The sequence below is a fragment of the Phreatobacter oligotrophus genome, assembly GCF_003046185.1.
In the GTDB taxonomy this organism is placed as follows: domain Bacteria; phylum Pseudomonadota; class Alphaproteobacteria; order Rhizobiales; family Phreatobacteraceae; genus Phreatobacter; species Phreatobacter oligotrophus.
Map to the genome: position 1 here is coordinate 368,401 of NZ_PZZL01000003.1, position 18,044 is coordinate 386,444.

The window sequence follows — 18,044 nt, forward strand, 5'->3', positions numbered from 1 at the left end:
GCCTCGCGTCCGCGACCGCCCAGACCCCGTCAGCACCGCAGCCCGCCTGGCCGCAGCGCCAGGTGACGGTCATCGTGCCCTTCACGGCCGGCGGCACGACGGACCTCTTCGCCCGCATCTTCACCCAGGCGATGCAGCAGAAATACGGGACCGCCTTCGTGGTCGAGAACCGCGCGGGCGCGGGTGGCACGGTCGGCGCCGGCGCCGCGGCGCGCGCCCCGAAGGACGGCTACACGCTCTTCGTCGGCACGGCGAGCACCCACGCCATCGCGCCCTATGTCTACAAGCAGCTGGCCTACGATTCCGACCGCGACTTCCAGCCCATCAGCCTCTTCGCCACGCTGCCGAACATGCTGGTCGTCTCGAACAGCATCCCGGCGCGGACCTTCTCGGAGTTCGTGGCCTATGCGAAGGCCAATCCGGGCAAGCTGAACTACGGCTCCTCAGGGATCGGCGCCTCGAACCACATCCCCGCCGAGATCATCTCGAACCTCATCGGCGCGCCGATGACCCACATCCCATTCCGCTCGTCCAACGAGATCATGAACGCGCTGGTCGGCGGGCACATCCACCTCGCCTTCGACAACATCACCTTCGCCTGGCCGCAGGCCCAGGGCGGCACGGTGCGCGCCATCGCCGTGACCTCGAAGGAGCGCAGCCCAACCGCCCCCGACGTACCGGCCATTGCCGAGACCTTCCCCGACTTCGACATCGGCACCTGGCACGGCCTCTTCGCGCCCGCCGGCGTGCCGCGGGCGATCGTCGACCAGATCGCCGCCGACGTGAAGGAGATCTATTCGCGGCCCGACGTGGTGGCGAAGCTCAAGGAGATCGGCGCGGTGGCCGCTCCCAACACGCCCGATGTCTTCACCGCCTTCGCCCGCTCCGAGCGCGAGCGCTACCAGCGCATCGTCCGCGAGGCCCGCATCGAGCCGCAGTGATCCTGCGGCCCGGGGTTCCTCAGGCGCGCTCGCGGCTGAGGAACACGGCGCCGAGCGCCAGCGCGGCCGGCAGCGCCTGGACGAAGAGGATCGAGGTCTTGGCCGTCGCCGCGCCATAGAGCCCGGCGACGAAGACGCAGCCGAGGAAGAAGACCTTGAGCGCGAAGGCGAGGTGCTTCGGCGCGATGAGGCTCCAGATGAGGCCGGCGGCGAGGAAGCCGTTGTAGAGGCCCTGGTTCGCCGCCAGAACCACCGTCTGCGCGGCGAAGTCCGGCGTCAGGTTGAAGGAGCGATGGCCGAACGGCGTGTTCCACAGGAACATCTCCACCACCAGGATGAAGACGTGGATGGCGGCGACCAGGGCGACGAGAAGCTTGGCAATGAGGGACATGAAAAGGGGCCTTTCGTCCTGAAATGCGCGGCCGTCAGCCGCCGCGGGAAAGCTTGAACACCGCCTGCTCGCCGAACAGGTTCCAGAACCACCAGGGGGCGTTCACCCGCACCTGGCGGCCGGAAGCATCGAGCGCGGTAGAATGGTCGATGGCCGCATCGATGTCGCGCACGAGATCGACGAAATCGCGGATGGTGCAGAAGTGGATGTTGGGCGTGTCGTACCAGTGGTACGGCAGGTTCTCCGAGGTCGGCATCCGCCCGCGCGTCACCAGTTGGTAGCGCAGGCGCCAGTGGCCGAAATTCGGGAAGGAGACGATGGCCTGCCGGCCGATGCGCAGCATGTGTTCCAGCACCACGCGCGGGGCGCGGGTCGCCTGGATCGTCTGCGACAGGATCACCACGTCGAAGGCATTGTCGGGATAGAAGGCGAGGTCCGTGTCGGCATCGCCCTGGATGACCGCTAGGCCCTCCGCCACGCAGCGGTTCACGCCCTCGCGCGACAATTCGATGCCCCGGCCGTCCACGCCCTTCTCGTCGCGCAGCAGCTTCAGCAGCGCGCCGTCGCCGCAGCCGACGTCGAGGACGCGCGAGCCCGGTTCGATGAGACGGGAGACGACGAGATAGTCGGCCCGGATCGGCCCGGGCACGGCAGCCATGGTGCGGTCAGAGGTCACGCGATCCCCCTGGCACGGGCGGCGGAGTCGAGGAAGCCACGGGTGATGGCGAAGAGCTCCGGCTCGTCGAGCAGGAAGGCGTCGTGGCCCTTGTCGGAAGTGATCTCGGCGAAGGAGACCGAGGCGCCGGCCGCGTTCAGCGCATGGACCACCTGCCGGGAATCCGCCGTCGGGAACAGCCAGTCCGAGGTGAAGGAGACGACGCAGAAGCGCGTCCTCGTGCCGGCAAAGGCGCGGGCGAGCGAGCCGCCGTGATCCGCCGCGATGTCGAAATAGTCCATCGCCCGCGTCACATAGAGATAGGAATTGGCGTCGAAGCGCTCGACGAAGGCCTCGCCCTGGTAGCGCAGATAGCTTTCGACCTGGAAATCCGCATCGAAGGAGAAGGTCGGCGCGTCGCGGTCCTGGAAGCGCCGGCCGAACTTGCGGTGCAGCGCGGCGTCGGAGAGATAGGTGATGTGGGCGGCCATGCGGGCGACGGCGAGACCCGCCGAGGGACGCGTTCCCTCCGCGAGATAGCGCCCGCCGCGCCATTCCGGGTCGGCCATGATCGCCTGGCGCCCGACCTCGTGGAAGGCGATGTTCTGCGCCGAATGGCGCGCCGCGGTGGCGATCGGCATGGCCGAGAAGACAGCGTCGCGATACTGCGCCGCCCATTGCAGCACCTGCATGCCGCCCATGGAGCCGCCGACGACGCTGAACAGCGTGTCGATGCCCAGCCGCTTCACCAGCATGGCCTGGGCACGCACCATGTCGGGGATGGTGATGAGCGGCAGGGAGAGGCCATAGGGCTGGCCGGTCGCAGGATCGGTGGAGGCCGGCCCCGTCGTGCCCATGCAGCCGCCGAGCACATTGGTGCAGATGACGAAATAGCGGTCCGTGTCGATCGGCTTGCCCGGACCGATCATGATGTCCCACCAGCCGGACTTGCCGGTGACCGGGTTCTGGCTCGCGACGTGCTGGTCGCCGGTCAGCGCGTGGCAGACGAGGATCGCGTTGGACCGCTCGGCGTTCAGCGTGCCGTAGGTGCGATAGGCGATCTGGAACGGCGCAAGGCTGATGCCGGCATCGAGCACCAGCGGCTCATCGGCGCCGAAATGCGCGACCTCACCGGCCGGCTGGTCGGCCTGCTGGCGGGCGAGATCGTCGGGGATGCGTCGGGCGCGGGCCATGGAAGAGAACGGTCCGGAGGAAGGCGTTTCGCAGGACAATCGCTTTGTTCGTTATTCCGAACGCCGCGGTCTGGCAAGCGGAAATACCGACGCATCAGTCCTCCTCGCCCCATCGCAGCCGGTCGAGGCTGCGCCGGTCCGCCTTGGTCGGGCGGCCGCTTCCCGCGTCGCGCTCGGCGACGGGCGAAGGCGGATCGAAGCGCGGCGGCTCGGGCGAGAGGTCCTCGTAGAGGTGCTGCGCGTCGCTGTACGGGCCCCGCCGCTCCGCGAGGTCGAGCACCTTCAGCACCTTCACCCGGCCGTGCAAGGCGACGGTGAGGACATCACCGACCTTCACCGGCTTGTGGGCCTGGTCGACGCGGGCGCCGTTGAGCCGGACCGAACCGTCCTCGCAGAGGGCCGCGGCGGCGCTGCGGGTCTTCACGACCCGGGCGAACCACAGCCACTTGTCGATCCTCAGCCGGCCCGTCTCGCTCAATGGCGCTCCGTTCTCGCCCTCACGGCTTCTTCGTCATCGCGTCCTTGAGCGCCGCCAGCTTGGCGAAGGGCGACAGCGGGTCGGGCTCCTTCTCCTTGCGCGGGGCGCGATCCTGGAAAATGCCCGGGCCGCGGTTCTGGTCGCGGCGATCCTCGCGCGGCGGACGGCCACCCTCGGGACCCTTGCCGCGCGCCTCGCCAAACTTGGAGAAGTCGCGGCGCGGCGGACGGCCACCCGGCGGGCGGTCGCCCTGGGGTCGCTCACCGCGGGGACGGTCGCCGTCCCGGCGCTCGCCCTGGGCCCCAGCTTCGGCCGGCTGGCCCTCGCGGGGACCCTGGTTACGCTGGCCGCCGCGCTGGCCACGATCATGGCGCGGGCGGCCCTGGCGCTGTTCACCCTCGGCGCCACGTTCGCCGCCGCGGCGGAAATCGCGGCGCTGCGGGCGCTCGCCGTCCATGCGGCCGCCGGGACGCCAGACCTCGACGAGAGCCGGCTCGGCCGCGGCCTCGGCAGCAGCGCCTTCCGTGGCCTCGGCAACAACGGCCTCGTCCGGCAGCGGCGCGGCGACGGCATCCTCGGCCGGCACTTCGGTCGCGGGAGCCTCGTCGACAGGCGCAGCCGAAACCTCCTCAACCGCGGGAGCCGGCTCGGAAGCGGTCTCGACCACCGCGTCGGCGGCGACGGCTTCCTCGACGGTCTCGACAGAGACCGCCGCATCCTCGGCGCCCTCGGTGGGCGTTTCAGCGCTCGCCTCGGGCGTCGCTTCAGCGGCGGCCGGAGCGGGTTCCGCCGGCTTCGGCGGCGGCGCAGGCCGCTTTTCCATCCGGTAGCCGAGGCCCTTCAGGATCGAGGCGAAATCCTCGCCCGAGCAGCCGACCAGCGAGGTCATGCTGACGGTGACGGTGAAGCCGCCGCCGGCAAAGTGCCCGGCTGGCTCCGGCGTCGGCGTGCCGGGACGCCAGGCCAGCGCCGGGCGGATGATGTCGGCAAGCCGCTCGAGGATATCGACGCGCACGGCGCGGGCGCCGAGCGCACGGAAGCCGACGAGACGATAAAGGTCCTTCTCGATCTCCAAATCGACGGCGATGGAGGTGCGGCCCGAGGCGGCGAGCGCCGGCAGCTCGGCGAGGCCCTTCTTCTCCAGCATGTCGTGCCGAAGCATGTAGAGCTGCAGGGCGAGGGCGCGCGGCGCCGGCTTCAACGTCGCCGGCAGGTAGATGTGATAGGCGCCGAAGCGCACGCCGAGCTTGCGCAGGACGGCGCGGGCCTCCTGGTCGAGCTGCTTGACGTCGTCGGCGACCTTCGGCCGCTCAATGACGCCGACAGCCTCGGCCAGCTGGAAGGCGACGCCGCGGGCAAGGCCGGTGAGTTCGGGCGAGGCTTCGAGCGCCTGGACCGGGCCGAGCAGCTTGGCGATATGGGCATGGACCCAGAGATCGAGGCGCGCCTGGACCTGGTCGCGCGGACCTCCGGTCAGGTGCTCGTCGGAAAGGATGCGCACCCGCGGCGCCAGCACCTTGTCGCCGGCCACCAGCTTGGCCACCGCCTCGCCATGCCAGCGGATGGTACCGTCGCTGGAGAGGATGAAGGCCTCGTCGCCGGAGGACGACAGCCGCTCGGCGCGGGCGTCGATCTCGCCGGCCAGCGCCTTGGAGGCGGCGGCACGGAGCGCCTTGCCGGCCTCGCCATCGCCCGCCTGCGGATCCGGCGCGAAGCGAAACCCTTCGAGGCGGCCCACATGCTGGCCCTCGACGGTGACGTCGCCGCTTTTGGTGATCTCGGCCTCGAGCATGGTGTTTTCCCTTAGGCGCCGCATCAGCACGCTCGTCCTGCGATCCACGAAGCGCTGCGTCAAGCGTTCATGGAGCGCATCAGACAAATTGTCTTCCACACGGCGGGTCTCAGCCTGCCAGTGAACGGGGTCGTCGACCCAGTCGGGGCGGTTCGCCGCGAAGGTCCAGGTGCGGATATGAGCAATCCGCGTCGAGAGTGTGTCGATGTCGCCGTCGGTCCGGTCGGCGAAGGCGACCTGCGAGGCGATCCAGTCGGACGGGATGCGCGCGGTGCGGCCGGTGAGATAGCCGTAGAGCGTCACCACGAGGTCGGCATGGGAGGCCGGCGAGATGCGCCGGTAGTCCGGCATGAGGCAGGCATCCCAGAGCCGCGACACCGCCTCGCGGCCGACCGCCCGTTCCTTCACCTCCGGATCGCGCAGGGCGAGCTCCAGCACCCGCTGGTCGATGGCGATGGGCGAGCGGGTGAGGCCCGGCTCTTCCGGGATCACGTCGAGGCTGTCGCGCAGGGTGTCGATGGAGCGGAAGTCGAGATGGGCATTGCGCCACTGCAGGACCTTGATGCCCTCGAAGCTGTGGCTCTCCAGCGCCTGGACGAGATCATCCTCCAGCGGCGGGCAGCGGCCCGTCGTGCCGAAGGTGCCGTCGCGGTTGGAGCGCCCGGCGCGGCCGGCGATCTGCGCGAACTCGACCGGGTTCAGCCGGCGGAACTGGTAGCCGTCGAATTTCCGGTCGGAGGCGAAGGCGACATGCTCGACATCGAGGTTGAGGCCCATGCCGATGGCGTCGGTGGCGATGAGATAGTCGACGTCGCCGGCCTGGTAGAGCTCGACCTGGGCGTTGCGGGTGCGCGGCGACAACGCCCCCAGCACCACGGCGGCGCCGCCGCGCTGGCGGCGGATCAGCTCGGCGATCGCATAGACCTCGTCGGCCGAGAAGGCGACGATGGCGGAGCGGCGCGGCAGGCGGGTGATCTTCTTCTCCCCCGCGAAGGTGAGGTTGGAGAAGCGCGGCCGGGTGACGATGTTGATGCCGGGGATGAGCTTCTCGACGAGGCCGCGCATGGTGCCGGCGCCGAGCAGCATGGTCTCGTCGCGGCCGCGGCGGTTGAGGATGCGGTCGGTGAAGACATGGCCGCGCTCAAGGTCGCCGGCGATCTGGATCTCGTCGATGGCGAGAAAGGAGACATCGATGTCGAGCGGCATCGCTTCGACGGTCGCCACCCAGTAGCGTGCCCCGGGCGGCTTGATCTTTTCCTCGCCGGTGACGAGGGCGACGGCGCCAGCGCCGGCCCTGGCGACGAGCTTGGCATAGACCTCGCGCGCCAGCAGCCGCAGCGGCAGACCAATCAGGCCCGAGGGATGGGCCAGCATCCGTTCGATGGCGAGCGTCGTCTTGCCCGTATTGGTCGGGCCGAGGACTGCGGTGACCCCACGCCCTCGTTGGGCGGGGGGCAAAGGCGGAAGCGACAGGGTCATTCAGCGCCGTCTGTATCATGCCGGCACGCGAAAGGCGTGACATTTCGGTGAGCCAGCACGCACGCATTCATGACCGGAACGAGTCTGGAACGAATCGGGTCCGAATCGCTGACTCGCGTCGAATCCCGATTCGTTCACGACGACATGTGGTGTGTCCGAGTCATTCCCGACACAAGCCGAGTCGATCCGGCCCTGCGCGGAGTCCTCGCCGCGCTGTCGCGAGTCATCATGGTTGACGATGTCTTAACGAGGACTCAGGGGCGGCGCGTCTTCTTTCCCAACGGCCAACGCGAAGACTCGCCAGTCCCGGCGCAAGATTCGGCAGCAATCGGCGAGGACTCTAGGCGAAGGTCGCGAGGATGCGCCGCACGTCGGCAAGCGTGAACGGCTTCTCCATCACCATGACCTCCTCGCCTGCGTGGCGCTGGATGGCGCCGGGGCCCTCCACCGCGTCGCCGGTCATGATGATGACGCGATCGGCCAGCCGCGGATTCTTGGCGATGGCCTGGTCGCGAAAGCGAAGCCCGTCGATGCCGGGCATGCGGAGGTCCACGAAAACGAGGTCCGCCTCCAGCACGGCGCCGTCTTCCAGCGCCTCGCGAGCGGTCTGGGCCGGCAACACGCGATGGCCGAAGAGTTCCAGCATTTCGGCAAGGCCGGCGCGCACATCCGCCTCGTCGTCGACCACCAGCACGGCAAGCCCCGCCGCTTCGTCGGGCGCCTGTTCCTCGGCCGGCGCGGTTGCGGCCTCCGAGATCGGCAGCAGCACGGTGAAGGCGGCGCCGCCGGCCTCGCTGCGGCCGAGCGTGATCGTTCCGCCATGCGATTCGACGATGGACTTGCAGATGGACAGGCCGATCCCGGTGCCGACGCCGGCAGGCTTGGTGGTGAAATAGGGTTCGAAGATGCGTCCCGCGATCGCCTCGGGCACGCCCGGTCCGTTGTCGCTGACCACCAGCCGCACATGGCCGTTCTTGCGCCGCGTAAGGATCGAGACGCGGCGGGGCGGGTCGAGGTCGATCAGCGCGTGCTGGGCGTTGACGATGAGATTGGCGATGACCTGGCCGATGAAGTCGCGGTCGGCGGTGATCTCCGGCAGGTCCGGGTCGAGGTCGAGCTCCAGCGTCACGTCGTGGCTGCGCAGGCCATAGGCCAGCATCTCGCCCGTCGAGCGCACCAGATCGTTGATCTGCGCCCGCTCGCGCGTCTCGGGCCGCTGGCGGGCCATGGCGAGGAAGCTCTTGACGATGCGCCCGGCGCGGTCGGCGGCGGCGTGAATGCGCTCGGCGCGGCGCTTCTGGCCGGGATCGTTCGCCGTCTCCATCAGCAGCGTCGACTGGGCCACGAGGATGGCGAGCGGATTGTTCAGCTCATGCGCCACGCCGGCGAGGAGCGAGCCCATGGCCGAGAGCTTCTCGGCCTGATGCAGGCGCTCGCGCTGGCGTTCGAGCTGCCGCTCCGCCTCGCGCGCCTCGGTGAGGTCGCGCAGATGGGCGGTGAAGACGCGCCGCTCCGGCAGCTTGATCTCGGAAATGGTCAGTTCGATCGGGATGAGCGAGCCGTCCGCCCGCTGCGCCTCCATGGTGAGGCGGCGATCGAGGACGCGGCTGATGCCGGTGGCGGTGTAGCGCGCCATGCCGCTGGCATGGGCGGCCCTGAGCGCCGGCGGGACGATCAGCTCGCCGATGGGCTTGCCCACGGCCTGGGCCCGCGAATAGCCGAAGGTGGCCATGGCCGCCGGGTTGAGATCCACCAGCATGCCCGCTTCGTCCACCACCATGATCGGATCGATCGAGGTCTTGATGATGGCCGTGTTGATGGTCTCGGCGACGTTCAGCGCCGCAAGCCGCGCCTCCAGCGCCTCCTCCCGCTCGCGCAGGTCGGTGAGGTCGCGGATGAAGGCGATGAAGCCGATCAGCTGCCCGTCGGGATTGAAGCAGGGGGAGTAGAGCTGCTCGACATAGCGTCGGGCGCCATTGCCGTAGGTGACCCAGTCCGTCCATTGGATCGGCGCGCCTTTGGCGAGTTGCGGCAGCAAAGGCGCAGTGCGGCGATGCATCTCCTCGCCGAGAACCTCGCGGACCGTGCGGCCGACAATGTCCTCCAGCCGGAGGTTGAACATGTCGAGCGCCACCCGGTTGGCATAGACGAACCGCCCCTCGGCATCGGCCGCGGTGACGCGGATCGGCATGGCGTCGAACAGCCGCCCGAGGATCGAGCCATCGAGCCGGCCGTCGCGCGCAAGGGCCGCGTCGGTGATGAGCCCCGCCATGCCGGCGGCGACGGACTGCGGCGGTTCGCCGGAGGGGCCCGCCATGCTCAGGCCCCGCTCGGCACGAAGACGTAGCCCTCCCCCCGAACGGTCTTGATGAAGCGCGGATGCTCCGGATCCGGCTCGATCTTCTTGCGCAGGCGGGTCACCCGGATGTCGATCGAGCGGTCGCTCTCGTCGACGGTGCGGCCATGGGCGAATTCCTGCAGCTGGCCGCGCGAGAGGACGCGGTTCGGCCGAGTCGCGAGCGCCTGGAGGAGGTCGAACTCCATGGCGGTGAGCTCGATGGGGCCGCGGCCGGAATCGGTGAGGCGCCGGGCGTCGAGGTCGAGGGTGAGGGCGCCGAAGCGCAGGCTTCGGCCCTCGGGGGCTGCCGGCGCAGGCGTTGCCGCGGTGGCGGGGGCGGCCTTCACGCGCCGCAGCACGCTCTTGATGCGGGCGAGGAGCTCCCGCAGCTCGTAGGGCTTCACCAGATAGTCGTCGGCGCCGATCTCCAGCCCGACGATTCGGTCGATGGGGCGGCCGGCGGCCGTCGCCATGATGATGCCGGTGCCGCCCGTCTTGCGGATGAAGCGGGCGAGCGACAACCCGTCCTCGCCGGGCATGGCGACGTCGAGAATCGCCACATCGATCGTCTTGCCGACGCTGTCCTCACGGAAGGCCTGGGCGTTGCGGTAGCTCAGCACCTCGAAGCCCTGAAGCTCCAAATATTCACCCACGGCCTCCCGCAGGTGTTCCTCGTCGTCGACGATGGCCACCGTGGCTTTCATGCCGAATGTCCCCCGATTTCGGGCAAGCGTGACAGCGTGTCTTGCCGCATTCTAGAATGAACTCGCCGGCAGGGAAGCACCTGCGGCCAGTTGGTGTGGAAGGTGAAGCCATGGCGCGGCGCGGCCGGATCGCGGTCCTCGACGACGAGCCCGATTGGGCCGAGGCGGTGCAGGAATACCTGACCGATCTCGGCTATGATGTCGATTGCCTCGGCGCGGCCTGGGAGCTGGAACCCTATCTCACCCGGTCGAGGCCCGATCTCATCATTCTCGACATCGGCCTGCCCGGCGAGAACGGCATCGACATTCTCATCCGCACCGACCTTGCCAGCGACGTCGCCGTGCTGGTGCTGACCGGCAATCCGGACCCTGTGGATCGCGTTCTCGGCCTCGAACTCGGCGCCGACGACTATGTGCAGAAGCCTGTCGAGCTGCGTGAGCTCGCCGCCCGCGTCGCCAATATCCTGCAGCGCCGCCTTGGCCGGCGGCGCAATCTCGTGGTCTTCGAGAAGGCCTCGGTCGATCTCGTCGCCGCGCGCATCCTCAAGGTGGACGGCTCCACGGACCGGCTGTCGGCCGGAGAGGTCGCTCTGATCCGCATCTTCGCCGACAATCCCGGCAAGGTGCTGACCCGCGAGGAGATCATGGAGCAGGCCCCCGCGGAGGACGAGGAGGCCTTCGACCGCGCCGTCGATTCGCGCATCGCGCGCCTCAGGCGCAAGCTCGACACCGAGGCGATCCGCACCGTGCGCGGCCATGGCTACGTGTTCGACGTGCCGAACCACACGACCGAGGCGGCGGCCGGCGACGAGGCCGCGGGCTGATCCGGTCGAGGGCCTGGCGGTGGTCGGGGGGCAGATGCGGGACATGAAACTTCGGGATGCGAGGGGAGCGTCGTTGAACCTGACTGTCGCCCCATCGCGACACAGGCCGATGTCGCCGCGCACGACCTGATGTTTCAGCGCTTTCCGCCAGGTGTCTGAAACCTGCGAAACGCCCATGCTGCGGCGCGACATGGGGGTGAAGGGGCGGCCGGCGAGGGTGAGGTCTCGAACAACCTGAGAGACCTCCCATGACGCCCGCCCAGATCACCCTCATCCGCTCGCAGTTCGGCCAGGTCGGCCGCCAGGCCGATACCTTCGCTGCGCGCTTCTACACCAAGCTTTTCGATCTCGATCCGGCGCTCCGGCCGCTCTTCCCGGCTGACCTTGCCGCCCAGCGCGGCAAGCTGGTCCAGGCCCTCAGCCACGTCGTGCTGTCGCTCCATGACCTCGATGCGGTCATCGGCGATGTCCGCGCGCTCGGCGAGCGTCATGCGGGCTATGGCGCCACCGCCGCCCATTACGACACGGTCGGCCTCGCGCTGCTCACCACCCTTGCCGACACGCTCGGCCCGGCCTTCGACGATTCGGCCCAGGCCGCCTGGGCGCTGGCCTATGGAATCCTCGCCGATGCGATGATCGAGGCGGCGAGCCGCAAGGCGGTCACCGCCGCCTGAGGTCAGTGGCGGGTCGGGACGGCGCCGGCCATCACCTGCGCCAGCACGGTGCGGACATCGTCGAAGGTGAAGGGCTTTTCCAGCACCACCACCTCCGCGCCCTCCGCCCGCGCCAGCCGGTCGGGCCCTGCCACGGTGTCGCCGGTGACGATGATCGTCCGGCGCGCTAGCTCGGGATCCCGCAGGTGGATGCGGTCGCGAAAATCGACGCCGTCGAGGCCCGGCATCCTCAGGTCGGCGAAGACAATGTCGATGCGGTCCCGGCCGATGCTCTCGAGGGCATCGGCGGGCCGTTCCATGGTCGTCGCATGGTGGCCGAGCCCCTCGACGATCTCGGCGAGCGAGCGGGCCACATCCGCCTCGTCATCGACGATGAGGACGGCGAGGCCGCCCATCGCCTTCGCCGCGGCCGGTACCGGCGTCGCCCGCTCCTCGCCGATCGCAACGGGCAGGCGGATATCGAACTGCGCGCCGCCCTCCGGCCGGTTCGACAGGCTGACGCTGCCGCCATGGGCCTCCACCACGTTGCGGCAGATGGACAGGCCGATGCCGGTGCCCACCCCCGCCGGCTTGGTGGTGAAATAGGGCTCGAAGACCCGCCGCATGATCTCGTCGGGAATGCCCGGGCCATTGTCGGTCACACGGATGGCGATGGCGTCGCCGTCGCGGCGTGCGCCGATCGTCACCCGGCGGGGCGAGGGACGGTCCATCAGCGCCTGCTGGGCATTGATGAGCAGGTTGGCGATCACCTGGGTCAGCAGATCGCGGTCGCCGGTGATCACGGGCAGGCCCGGCTCCACCGCGGTCTCCACCTCGATGCCGGAACTGCGCACGCCGTAATTCACCATCTCCAGCGCGGCCGTCACCACCTCGCCGATGGCGACCGGCTCGCGCTGCGGCGGCTTCTGCCGCGCCATGGCGAGGAAGCTCTTGACGATCCGGCCGCAGCGCTCTGCCGCCGCATGAATGCGCTCGCCGCGGCGCTTCACGTCCTCGGCCGTCGCCTTCTCCACCAGCAGCGAGGACTGGGCGATGACGATGGCGAGCGGATTGTTCAGCTCATGCGCCACGCCGGCGAGGAGCGACCCCATGGCCGAGAGCTTCTCGACCTGGTGGAGACGCTCGCGGCTCGCCTGCGCCTCCGCCTCCATGCGCTTGGCCTCGGTGAGGTCGCGCACATGGGCCATGAACAGGCGGTGGTCGCCGGTGCGGACCGTGTTGACGGAATATTCGACCGGGAAGGTGCTGCCGTCGCGCCGCTTGGAGATGGTCTCGAAACGGCGGGCAAGGCTGCCGACGTCGCTCTTGGCCTTGTAGCGCTCCATCGTCTCGATATGCAGCGCCCGCATGGAATCAGGTACGACGAGGTCGAAGGAATAGCTGCCGAGGGCTTCGGCGCGGGAATAGCCGAAGAGGGCCTCGGCGGCTGGGTTGAACTCCACCACCTTCCAGTTCTCGTCGGCGACGATGATGGCATCGAGGGCAGAGATGACCACCGCCTTGTTCATGGATTCGCTGCGGGCGAGCGCCTCCATGTTGCGCGCGAGCTCCTGCTCGCCGAGCTTCAGCTCTGTGAGGTCGCGGGTGAAGGTGAGATAGCCGACGCGGGTATCGCCCACCGCCACATAGGGCATGAGCGAGACCTGCAGGTAGCGCTGGCCGCGGGTGACGAAGGGGATCCAGCCCTCCCAGCGCATGGTCTCGCCGCGGCGGACCCGCTCGCCGAGGATCTGGTACTGCTCGACCACCTTGGGCCCGAGGATCTCCGCTACGCTGTGGCCGATGACGCCCTCGCGCGGCTTGCCGACGAATTCGAGGAACTCCCGGTTGGCGTCGCGATAGATCAGGTCCGGATCGACATAGACGGTCCGCAGCGGGATGCCGTCGATCATGGCGCGCAGCTGGTGGATCTTCGCCTGCTGCTCGGCGATAGAGAGTTCGAGCTGTCGCCTCAGGCCGAGCCAGGGCGCCGGCACGTCGGGGAGGACCGTCGTCCCGCCCTGCCCCGCCTCGGCGACCGAGCGGGCGAGCGTCACCGCGGGCGCCACGAACTGCCGCCAGACCAGCAGGGCGAGGATCACGAAGGTGGCCACCACCCCGACGAAGAGCAGCAGATGTTCGACCACGTGCTCGCGCGCCTGGGCGGTCAGCTCGGCGCGCCCATAGGTCGACCAGGCGACGCCGGCGACGAGGAGCAGGAGCGGCAATCCGCACAGGACGAGCAGGCCGGCGAATCGACGGGAGAGGTCCTGCCCGCCATTGGCGGGGCGCGTCGCGGGCTGGGCGGACTGGGACATGCCGTCTCCGCTGCGGATCGGGCGTCAGGGACGCTGCGGGTCGGCAGAGTGGTGCCGGCCTGACGGCGCGTCAAGTTGGGATGCGCCGGGGCCTCAGCCGCGCTCGAACAGACGCCCCACCCGCAGCAGATCGGCGGTCGTCGCCCGCATCTTGTCGCGGAAATCCTGATGGATGCGCTGGGCGGCGTCGGGAAACTCGGTCAGGACGCGGCGGAACAGCGAGCGCGGGATGCGCAGCACCGTCGCCGGGTCGCGGGCCGTGGCGGTCGCCGGCCGCAGGGTCTCGATGATGAGGGCTATCTCGCCGATGAGGCTACCCGGCCCGGCGATGAACTCGCCGATCTCCCCCTCGCTCTCCAGCGTCACCCGGCCAGCCGCCACCACATAGCCGCTGTCGGCCGCCTGGCCTTCCTTGAACAGCACGTCGCCGGCGCGCAGGAAGCGCGTCTCCGCCGAGAAGGCGAGCAGACGGACGGGCTCGTCGCCAAGGCTGGCGAACAAGGGAACCCGGGCCATCAAGGCGATGTCGTCGTCGAGGGCCATGGGCTCCGTTTCGGCGGGACCGGGACAACAGCAAAAGGACCCGCCCGTGCGAGAAGCAGGGCGGGTCGGGTGAATCTACCTGCAATCCTTTGGAAAGCGGTAACGATCCTAAGGGACCAGCTTGTAGCCCCCGCCCTCGGTCACGAGAAGGGTGGCGTTGCTCGGATCCTTCTCGATCTTTTGCCGGAGCCGGTAGATGTGCGTCTCCAGCGTATGCGTGGTCACGCCGGAATTGTAGCCCCAGACCTCGGAGAGCAGCACCTCGCGCGACACGGGCTTGACGCCCTGGCGATAGAGGTAGCGCAGGATCGCCGTCTCCTTCTCGGTCAGGCGGATCTTGCTGTTCTTCTCGGTGACCAGCAGCTTCGACGAGGGCCGGAAGGAATAGGCGCCGATCTGGAAGACCGCGTCCTCGCTCGCCTCATGCTGGCGCAGCTGGGCGCGCACGCGGGCAAGCAGCACGGCGAAGCGGAAGGGCTTCACGACATAGTCGTTGGCGCCGGCCTCGAGCCCGAGGATCGTGTCCGAATCGGTGTCATGGCCGGTGAGCATCAGGATCGGGCTCTTGAACCCGCCCTTGCGCATCAGCTTCACCGCCTCGCGGCCATCCATGTCGGGCAGGCCGACATCCATGATGAGCAGGTCGTAGTGGTCGCCCTTCACCGCCTGGATCGCCTTGGCGGCAGAATCGACGGCTTCCGTCGCGAACTCCTCATGCAAAGCGAGCTGTTCGGCGAGGGCGTCGCGCATGTCGACGTCGTCGTCGCACAGCAGGATCTTGCGGACTTGGCTCATCAGGTCACCTGGTGGGGAGGCGGCACCGCGGTCGCGGTCGGGGAGGGGGGCGTCGTAGGCACTACGATAAGGGCACCGATGGCGTTACATATCGGTTTCCGCAGTGCGTCGTAGAGATATGGATGACATTTTCATGGCGAAAGGCCGCATCACACGGATTTTTGTCCATGCGCTCCCCGGTCGCAGGACCCGCGGCATGGTGCATGTGGGCCTTGCCGCCTTCCCCTGCGCGCTCGGCCGCAGCGGTATCCGGACGGACAAACGCGAGGGCGACGGCGCGACGCCGCGCGCCATCCTGCCACTGAGGCGGGTGTTCTTTCGCGCCGACCGGCTGGTACGGCCGACGACGCGCCGGCCGGTGCGCGCCATCCGGCCGGAGGATGCCTGGTGCGACGAGGCCGGCGACCGCCGCTACAACCGCCTGATCCGCCGCCCGCCCGGCCCGGCCGAGGAGCGCCTGACCCGCGCCGACCATCTCTACGACGTCATCGTCGAGCTCGGCTGGAACGATGCGCCGGTGCGCCGCCACCGCGGCAGCGCCATCTTCTGGCACGGCGCGCGGGACGGCTTCACCCCGACGGCGGGCTGCGTCGCCATCCGCATCGCCGATTTCGCGAAGATCCTGCCCCGCCTGTCGCGCGATGCGGTGATGGTGATCCGCTGACCGCTCAGACCGAGGCGGTCAGGCCGCCATCGACGAAGAGCACGTGGCCGGTGACGAAGTCGGAGGCCGGCGCCGCCAGGAACACGCAGGCGCCCTGCAGCTCCGAGACGTCGCCCCAGCGTCCCAGCGGGGTGCGGGCCTCCAGCCAGGACGAGAACTTCTCGTCCTTCACCAGCGCGTCCGTCAGCTCGGTCTTGAAATAGCCCGGGGCGATGCCGTTGGAGCGGATGCCGCGGCGGCCCCATTCCACCGCCATCTGCCGCGTCATCATCTTCACCGCGCCCTTCGACGCCGTGTAGGGCGCGATGGAGGGACGGCCGAGCTCGCTCATGACCGAACAGGTGTTGATGATCTTGCCGTAGCCGCGCGGCAGCATGTGCTTGGCCACGGCCTTCGACACGTAGAAGACGCTGTCGATATTGGTCGCCATGACCCGCCGCCAGGAATCGACGGGGAAGTCCTCCAGCGGCTGGCGGATGGTCATGCCGGCATTGTTCACCAGCACCTGGATCGGGCCGATCTCCTTCTCGATGGCGTCGACGCCGGCCTGGACCGCCTCGGGATCGGTCACGTCGAAGGCGCGCGACGAGACCTTGTAGCCCTTGGCCCTGAGGCCCGCCTCCGCCGCCGCCAGCTTCGCCTTGTCGCGGCCGTTGAGGATGATCTCGGCACCCGCCGCCGCCAGTCCCTCGGCATAGGCCAGCCCGATGCCCGAACCGGAGCCGGTGATGAGGGCGCGGCGGCCGGTGAGGTCGAAGGATGAAGCGGTCATGAGATGGCCTTGTCGGTGTTTCCTCGGGGCGAGGAGCAAAGGCCAGGAACGCCGCCGATGCAAGCGGCTAGTATGGTAGTTCTACTCTGCGATGATCTTGACCAGCTCGCCGCCGCGCGGCTGCTCGCCATCGGCCAGGCCATTGAGCACGCGGAAGCGCTCGTCGGCGCGGTCCGGCACCTGCATCTTGCGGGCGAAGGTCAGCACCGTGTCGCCCTCCCCGGCGCGCGGGGTACGGATCCGCAGGGGCTTCACCGCAGCCTCGGCGCTGGTGAGCCGGCGGAAGGTCTCCATCGAGGCGCGGAAGCTGCCGTCGACCTCGGCATTGAGGTCCCGCGCCGCATAGATGATGCGATAGACCTCGCTGCCGAAGCGCACCACGAAGATGCGGAAGGACCAGTCGCTGCCGCGGGCAACCGCCGTCGCGGCCTGGAAGCCGTTGATGGTCACCGCCTCGACCGTCTCGGGCGACAGGCCATCGATCCAGCCGGACTTCAGGTAGTCGGGCAGCGATTGGCTCGAAGCCACGCGCACCACGTCGAGGCGGATCGCCATGTCGTTGGGGCCAAGGCCGGTCACCGCCTGGCGGCTGTTCTCCAGCGTGAAGCCCTCCGGCGCCGTCACGGTGAAGCCGAGCCGCGGATGCAGGAAGCTGCGGCCGCGCACCACGCCCTGGCGCGGGTCCTCGCCGAAGGTGATGCCGTCGATGGCGCGCAGATAGCGCTCGCGATCGCGCGGCCGGCCCTCCGGCGCGATGTGCTGGCGCGCCGCCAGCACCGCCTGGCGGATGCGCTCCGGCGTGGAGGGATGGGAGGACAGGAAGTCCGGCGAGCCGTTATTCGCCTGGGCCTGCCCGCGAAGCTCGGCATTGCGGTCCATGGTCTGCAGGAAGCGCGAGGCGCCATAGGGGTCGAACCCGGCCTTGGCGATCAGCGCGACGCCGATCGTGTCGGCCTCGAGCTCCTGGCTGCGCGAGAAGTTCGCCAGCGACACCCGCGCCGCCTCGCGCCGCGCCTCGGCGCCGGCAACGTCGTTGAGCAGGCGCGCCCGCATCACCGCGACGAGCTCGCTGGTGCGCACCTGGTCCTCGCGCTGGTTGGCATGGCGGGCCGAGACATGCGCCATCTCGTGGCCGAGCACGGCGGCGAACTCGCTCATGTCGTTGATCAGCGCCAGCATGCCGCGGGTGATGTAGAGATGGCCGGACGGCAGGGCGAAGGCGTTGACGGTGGAGGAATTGAGCACCGTCAGGCGGTAGCGCAGGTCCGGCTTGTCGGAGGCCGCGGCAAGGCGGTCGAGCACCTCATCGGCCAGGCGATCGATGCCGGGGGCGCTGTATTCGCCGCCGAAAGCCGCGAGGATCCGGCCATGGTCGCGCGAGGTGAGGGGCGGCAGCCGCGTCTCGGTCGGCACCGGCTCGGGCAGTGGCGTGGTATCCGGAGCCGTCGCGCAGGCCGACAGGAACAGGGCGAGCGCCATCGCAGCCGATCCGCGGGATCGGCCC

The 18,044-nt window shown here is 69.2% G+C and carries 16 protein-coding genes; 4 read left to right on the forward strand and 12 right to left on the reverse strand.

All coding sequences use genetic code 11. From position 1 onward, the window contains the following. The first annotated feature begins 62 nt into the window (after nucleotides 1–62). The gene (locus tag C8P69_RS08900) at nucleotides 63–941 is read left to right on the forward strand and encodes a Bug family tripartite tricarboxylate transporter substrate binding protein (RefSeq protein ID WP_245901944.1); all 879 of its coding nucleotides are present in this window, start codon (nucleotides 63–65) and stop codon (nucleotides 939–941) included. Nucleotides 942–960: 19 nt separating this feature from the next. Here the strand turns inward: C8P69_RS08900 and C8P69_RS08905 are convergent, their stop codons facing one another. The 7 genes from C8P69_RS08905 to C8P69_RS08935 all read right to left on the reverse strand — a co-directional run bounded on the left by C8P69_RS08905 (nucleotide 961) and on the right by C8P69_RS08935 (nucleotide 9,971). Next, on the reverse strand, nucleotides 961–1,332 hold the full coding sequence (locus C8P69_RS08905; protein WP_108176202.1) for a DUF1304 domain-containing protein: 372 nt from the start codon (nucleotides 1,330–1,332) through the stop codon (nucleotides 961–963). Between the two features lie 34 nt (nucleotides 1,333–1,366). Then, nucleotides 1,367–1,990, reverse strand: coding sequence for a methionine biosynthesis protein MetW (gene metW / locus C8P69_RS08910; protein WP_108176204.1), 624 nt, complete (start codon nucleotides 1,988–1,990; stop codon nucleotides 1,367–1,369). 14 nt (nucleotides 1,991–2,004) lie between these two features. After that, nucleotides 2,005–3,180: a homoserine O-acetyltransferase MetX gene (metX, locus tag C8P69_RS08915; protein WP_108176206.1), complete on the reverse strand. Its 1,176-nt coding sequence runs from the start codon at nucleotides 3,178–3,180 to the stop codon at nucleotides 2,005–2,007. Between the two features lie 94 nt (nucleotides 3,181–3,274). After that, the gene (locus tag C8P69_RS08920) at nucleotides 3,275–3,658 is read right to left on the reverse strand and encodes an RNA-binding S4 domain-containing protein (RefSeq protein ID WP_108176208.1); all 384 of its coding nucleotides are present in this window, start codon (nucleotides 3,656–3,658) and stop codon (nucleotides 3,275–3,277) included. 19 nt (nucleotides 3,659–3,677) lie between these two features. Beyond that, nucleotides 3,678–6,929 carry a helicase-related protein gene (locus C8P69_RS08925; RefSeq protein WP_108176210.1) on the reverse strand — a complete coding sequence of 1,084 codons (3,252 nt, stop codon included), beginning with the start codon at nucleotides 6,927–6,929 and terminating at the stop codon, nucleotides 3,678–3,680. Between the two features lie 340 nt (nucleotides 6,930–7,269). Beyond that, the gene (locus C8P69_RS08930) at nucleotides 7,270–9,246 is read right to left on the reverse strand and encodes a hybrid sensor histidine kinase/response regulator (protein WP_108176212.1); all 1,977 of its coding nucleotides are present in this window, start codon (nucleotides 9,244–9,246) and stop codon (nucleotides 7,270–7,272) included. A 2-nt stretch (nucleotides 9,247–9,248) separates the two neighbouring features. Next, nucleotides 9,249–9,971, reverse strand: coding sequence for a response regulator (locus C8P69_RS08935; protein WP_108176214.1), 723 nt, complete (start codon nucleotides 9,969–9,971; stop codon nucleotides 9,249–9,251). 110 nt (nucleotides 9,972–10,081) lie between these two features. On the opposite strand from C8P69_RS08935, the gene C8P69_RS08940 reads away from it, so the two are divergent. After that, on the forward strand, nucleotides 10,082–10,795 hold the full coding sequence (locus C8P69_RS08940; RefSeq protein ID WP_108176216.1) for a response regulator transcription factor: 714 nt from the start codon (nucleotides 10,082–10,084) through the stop codon (nucleotides 10,793–10,795). A gap of 248 nt (nucleotides 10,796–11,043) precedes the next feature. After that, nucleotides 11,044–11,469, forward strand: a complete 426-nt coding sequence (locus C8P69_RS08945) for a globin domain-containing protein (RefSeq protein WP_108176218.1) — start codon at nucleotides 11,044–11,046, stop codon at nucleotides 11,467–11,469. A 2-nt stretch (nucleotides 11,470–11,471) separates the two neighbouring features. Here the strand turns inward: C8P69_RS08945 and C8P69_RS08950 are convergent, their stop codons facing one another. From C8P69_RS08950 to C8P69_RS08960, 3 genes are all read right to left on the reverse strand, one after another. After that, nucleotides 11,472–13,766, reverse strand: coding sequence for a PAS domain-containing hybrid sensor histidine kinase/response regulator (locus tag C8P69_RS08950; protein ID WP_108176219.1), 2,295 nt, complete (start codon nucleotides 13,764–13,766; stop codon nucleotides 11,472–11,474). A gap of 93 nt (nucleotides 13,767–13,859) precedes the next feature. After that, nucleotides 13,860–14,309 carry a cyclic nucleotide-binding domain-containing protein gene (locus C8P69_RS08955; protein WP_108176221.1) on the reverse strand — a complete coding sequence of 150 codons (450 nt, stop codon included), beginning with the start codon at nucleotides 14,307–14,309 and terminating at the stop codon, nucleotides 13,860–13,862. 108 nt (nucleotides 14,310–14,417) lie between these two features. Further along, entirely contained in the window at nucleotides 14,418–15,104 is a 687-nt protein-coding gene (locus C8P69_RS08960; protein ID WP_108176223.1) for a response regulator transcription factor, read from the reverse strand. 196 nt (nucleotides 15,105–15,300) lie between these two features. Here C8P69_RS08960 and C8P69_RS08965 point away from each other — a divergent pair, with 196 nt between their 5' ends. After that, nucleotides 15,301–15,768, forward strand: coding sequence for a L,D-transpeptidase family protein (locus tag C8P69_RS08965; protein ID WP_245901945.1), 468 nt, complete (start codon nucleotides 15,301–15,303; stop codon nucleotides 15,766–15,768). A gap of 4 nt (nucleotides 15,769–15,772) precedes the next feature. On the opposite strand, the gene C8P69_RS08970 is transcribed toward C8P69_RS08965, so the two are convergent. Both C8P69_RS08970 and C8P69_RS08975 read right to left on the reverse strand, forming a co-directional pair. Continuing rightward, complete coding sequence (locus tag C8P69_RS08970; RefSeq protein WP_108176225.1) at nucleotides 15,773–16,540, reverse strand: glucose 1-dehydrogenase; 768 nt, start codon at nucleotides 16,538–16,540, stop codon at nucleotides 15,773–15,775. Between the two features lie 81 nt (nucleotides 16,541–16,621). Next, a complete protein-coding gene (locus C8P69_RS08975; protein WP_108176227.1) occupies nucleotides 16,622–18,019 on the reverse strand; it encodes a M48 family metalloprotease in 1,398 nt (465 codons plus the stop codon). Nucleotides 18,020–18,044: the final 25 nt, after the last annotated feature.

What these genes read in the sequence shown, in the direction of transcription:
- C8P69_RS08925 (WP_108176210.1), bottom strand. Translation starts at nt 6,929, where the DNA reads ATGACCCTGTCGCTTCCGCCTTTGCCCCCCGCCCAACGAGGGCGTGGG.
- C8P69_RS08930 (WP_108176212.1), bottom strand. Translation starts at nt 9,246, where the DNA reads ATGGCGGGCCCCTCCGGCGAACCGCCGCAGTCCGTCGCCGCCGGCATG.
- C8P69_RS08975 (WP_108176227.1), bottom strand. Translation starts at nt 18,019, where the DNA reads ATGGCGCTCGCCCTGTTCCTGTCGGCCTGCGCGACGGCTCCGGATACC.
- C8P69_RS08950 (WP_108176219.1), bottom strand. Translation starts at nt 13,766, where the DNA reads ATGTCCCAGTCCGCCCAGCCCGCGACGCGCCCCGCCAATGGCGGGCAG.
- C8P69_RS08935 (WP_108176214.1), bottom strand. Translation starts at nt 9,971, where the DNA reads ATGAAAGCCACGGTGGCCATCGTCGACGACGAGGAACACCTGCGGGAG.
- C8P69_RS08940 (WP_108176216.1), top strand. Translation starts at nt 10,082, where the DNA reads ATGGCGCGGCGCGGCCGGATCGCGGTCCTCGACGACGAGCCCGATTGG.
- C8P69_RS08905 (WP_108176202.1), bottom strand. Translation starts at nt 1,332, where the DNA reads ATGTCCCTCATTGCCAAGCTTCTCGTCGCCCTGGTCGCCGCCATCCAC.
- C8P69_RS08945 (WP_108176218.1), top strand. Translation starts at nt 11,044, where the DNA reads ATGACGCCCGCCCAGATCACCCTCATCCGCTCGCAGTTCGGCCAGGTC.
- C8P69_RS08960 (WP_108176223.1), bottom strand. Translation starts at nt 15,104, where the DNA reads ATGAGCCAAGTCCGCAAGATCCTGCTGTGCGACGACGACGTCGACATG.
- C8P69_RS08970 (WP_108176225.1), bottom strand. Translation starts at nt 16,540, where the DNA reads ATGACCGCTTCATCCTTCGACCTCACCGGCCGCCGCGCCCTCATCACC.
- C8P69_RS08955 (WP_108176221.1), bottom strand. Translation starts at nt 14,309, where the DNA reads ATGGCCCTCGACGACGACATCGCCTTGATGGCCCGGGTTCCCTTGTTC.
- metW (WP_108176204.1), bottom strand. Translation starts at nt 1,990, where the DNA reads ATGGCTGCCGTGCCCGGGCCGATCCGGGCCGACTATCTCGTCGTCTCC.
- C8P69_RS08965 (WP_245901945.1), top strand. Translation starts at nt 15,301, where the DNA reads ATGGTGCATGTGGGCCTTGCCGCCTTCCCCTGCGCGCTCGGCCGCAGC.
- metX (WP_108176206.1), bottom strand. Translation starts at nt 3,180, where the DNA reads ATGGCCCGCGCCCGACGCATCCCCGACGATCTCGCCCGCCAGCAGGCC.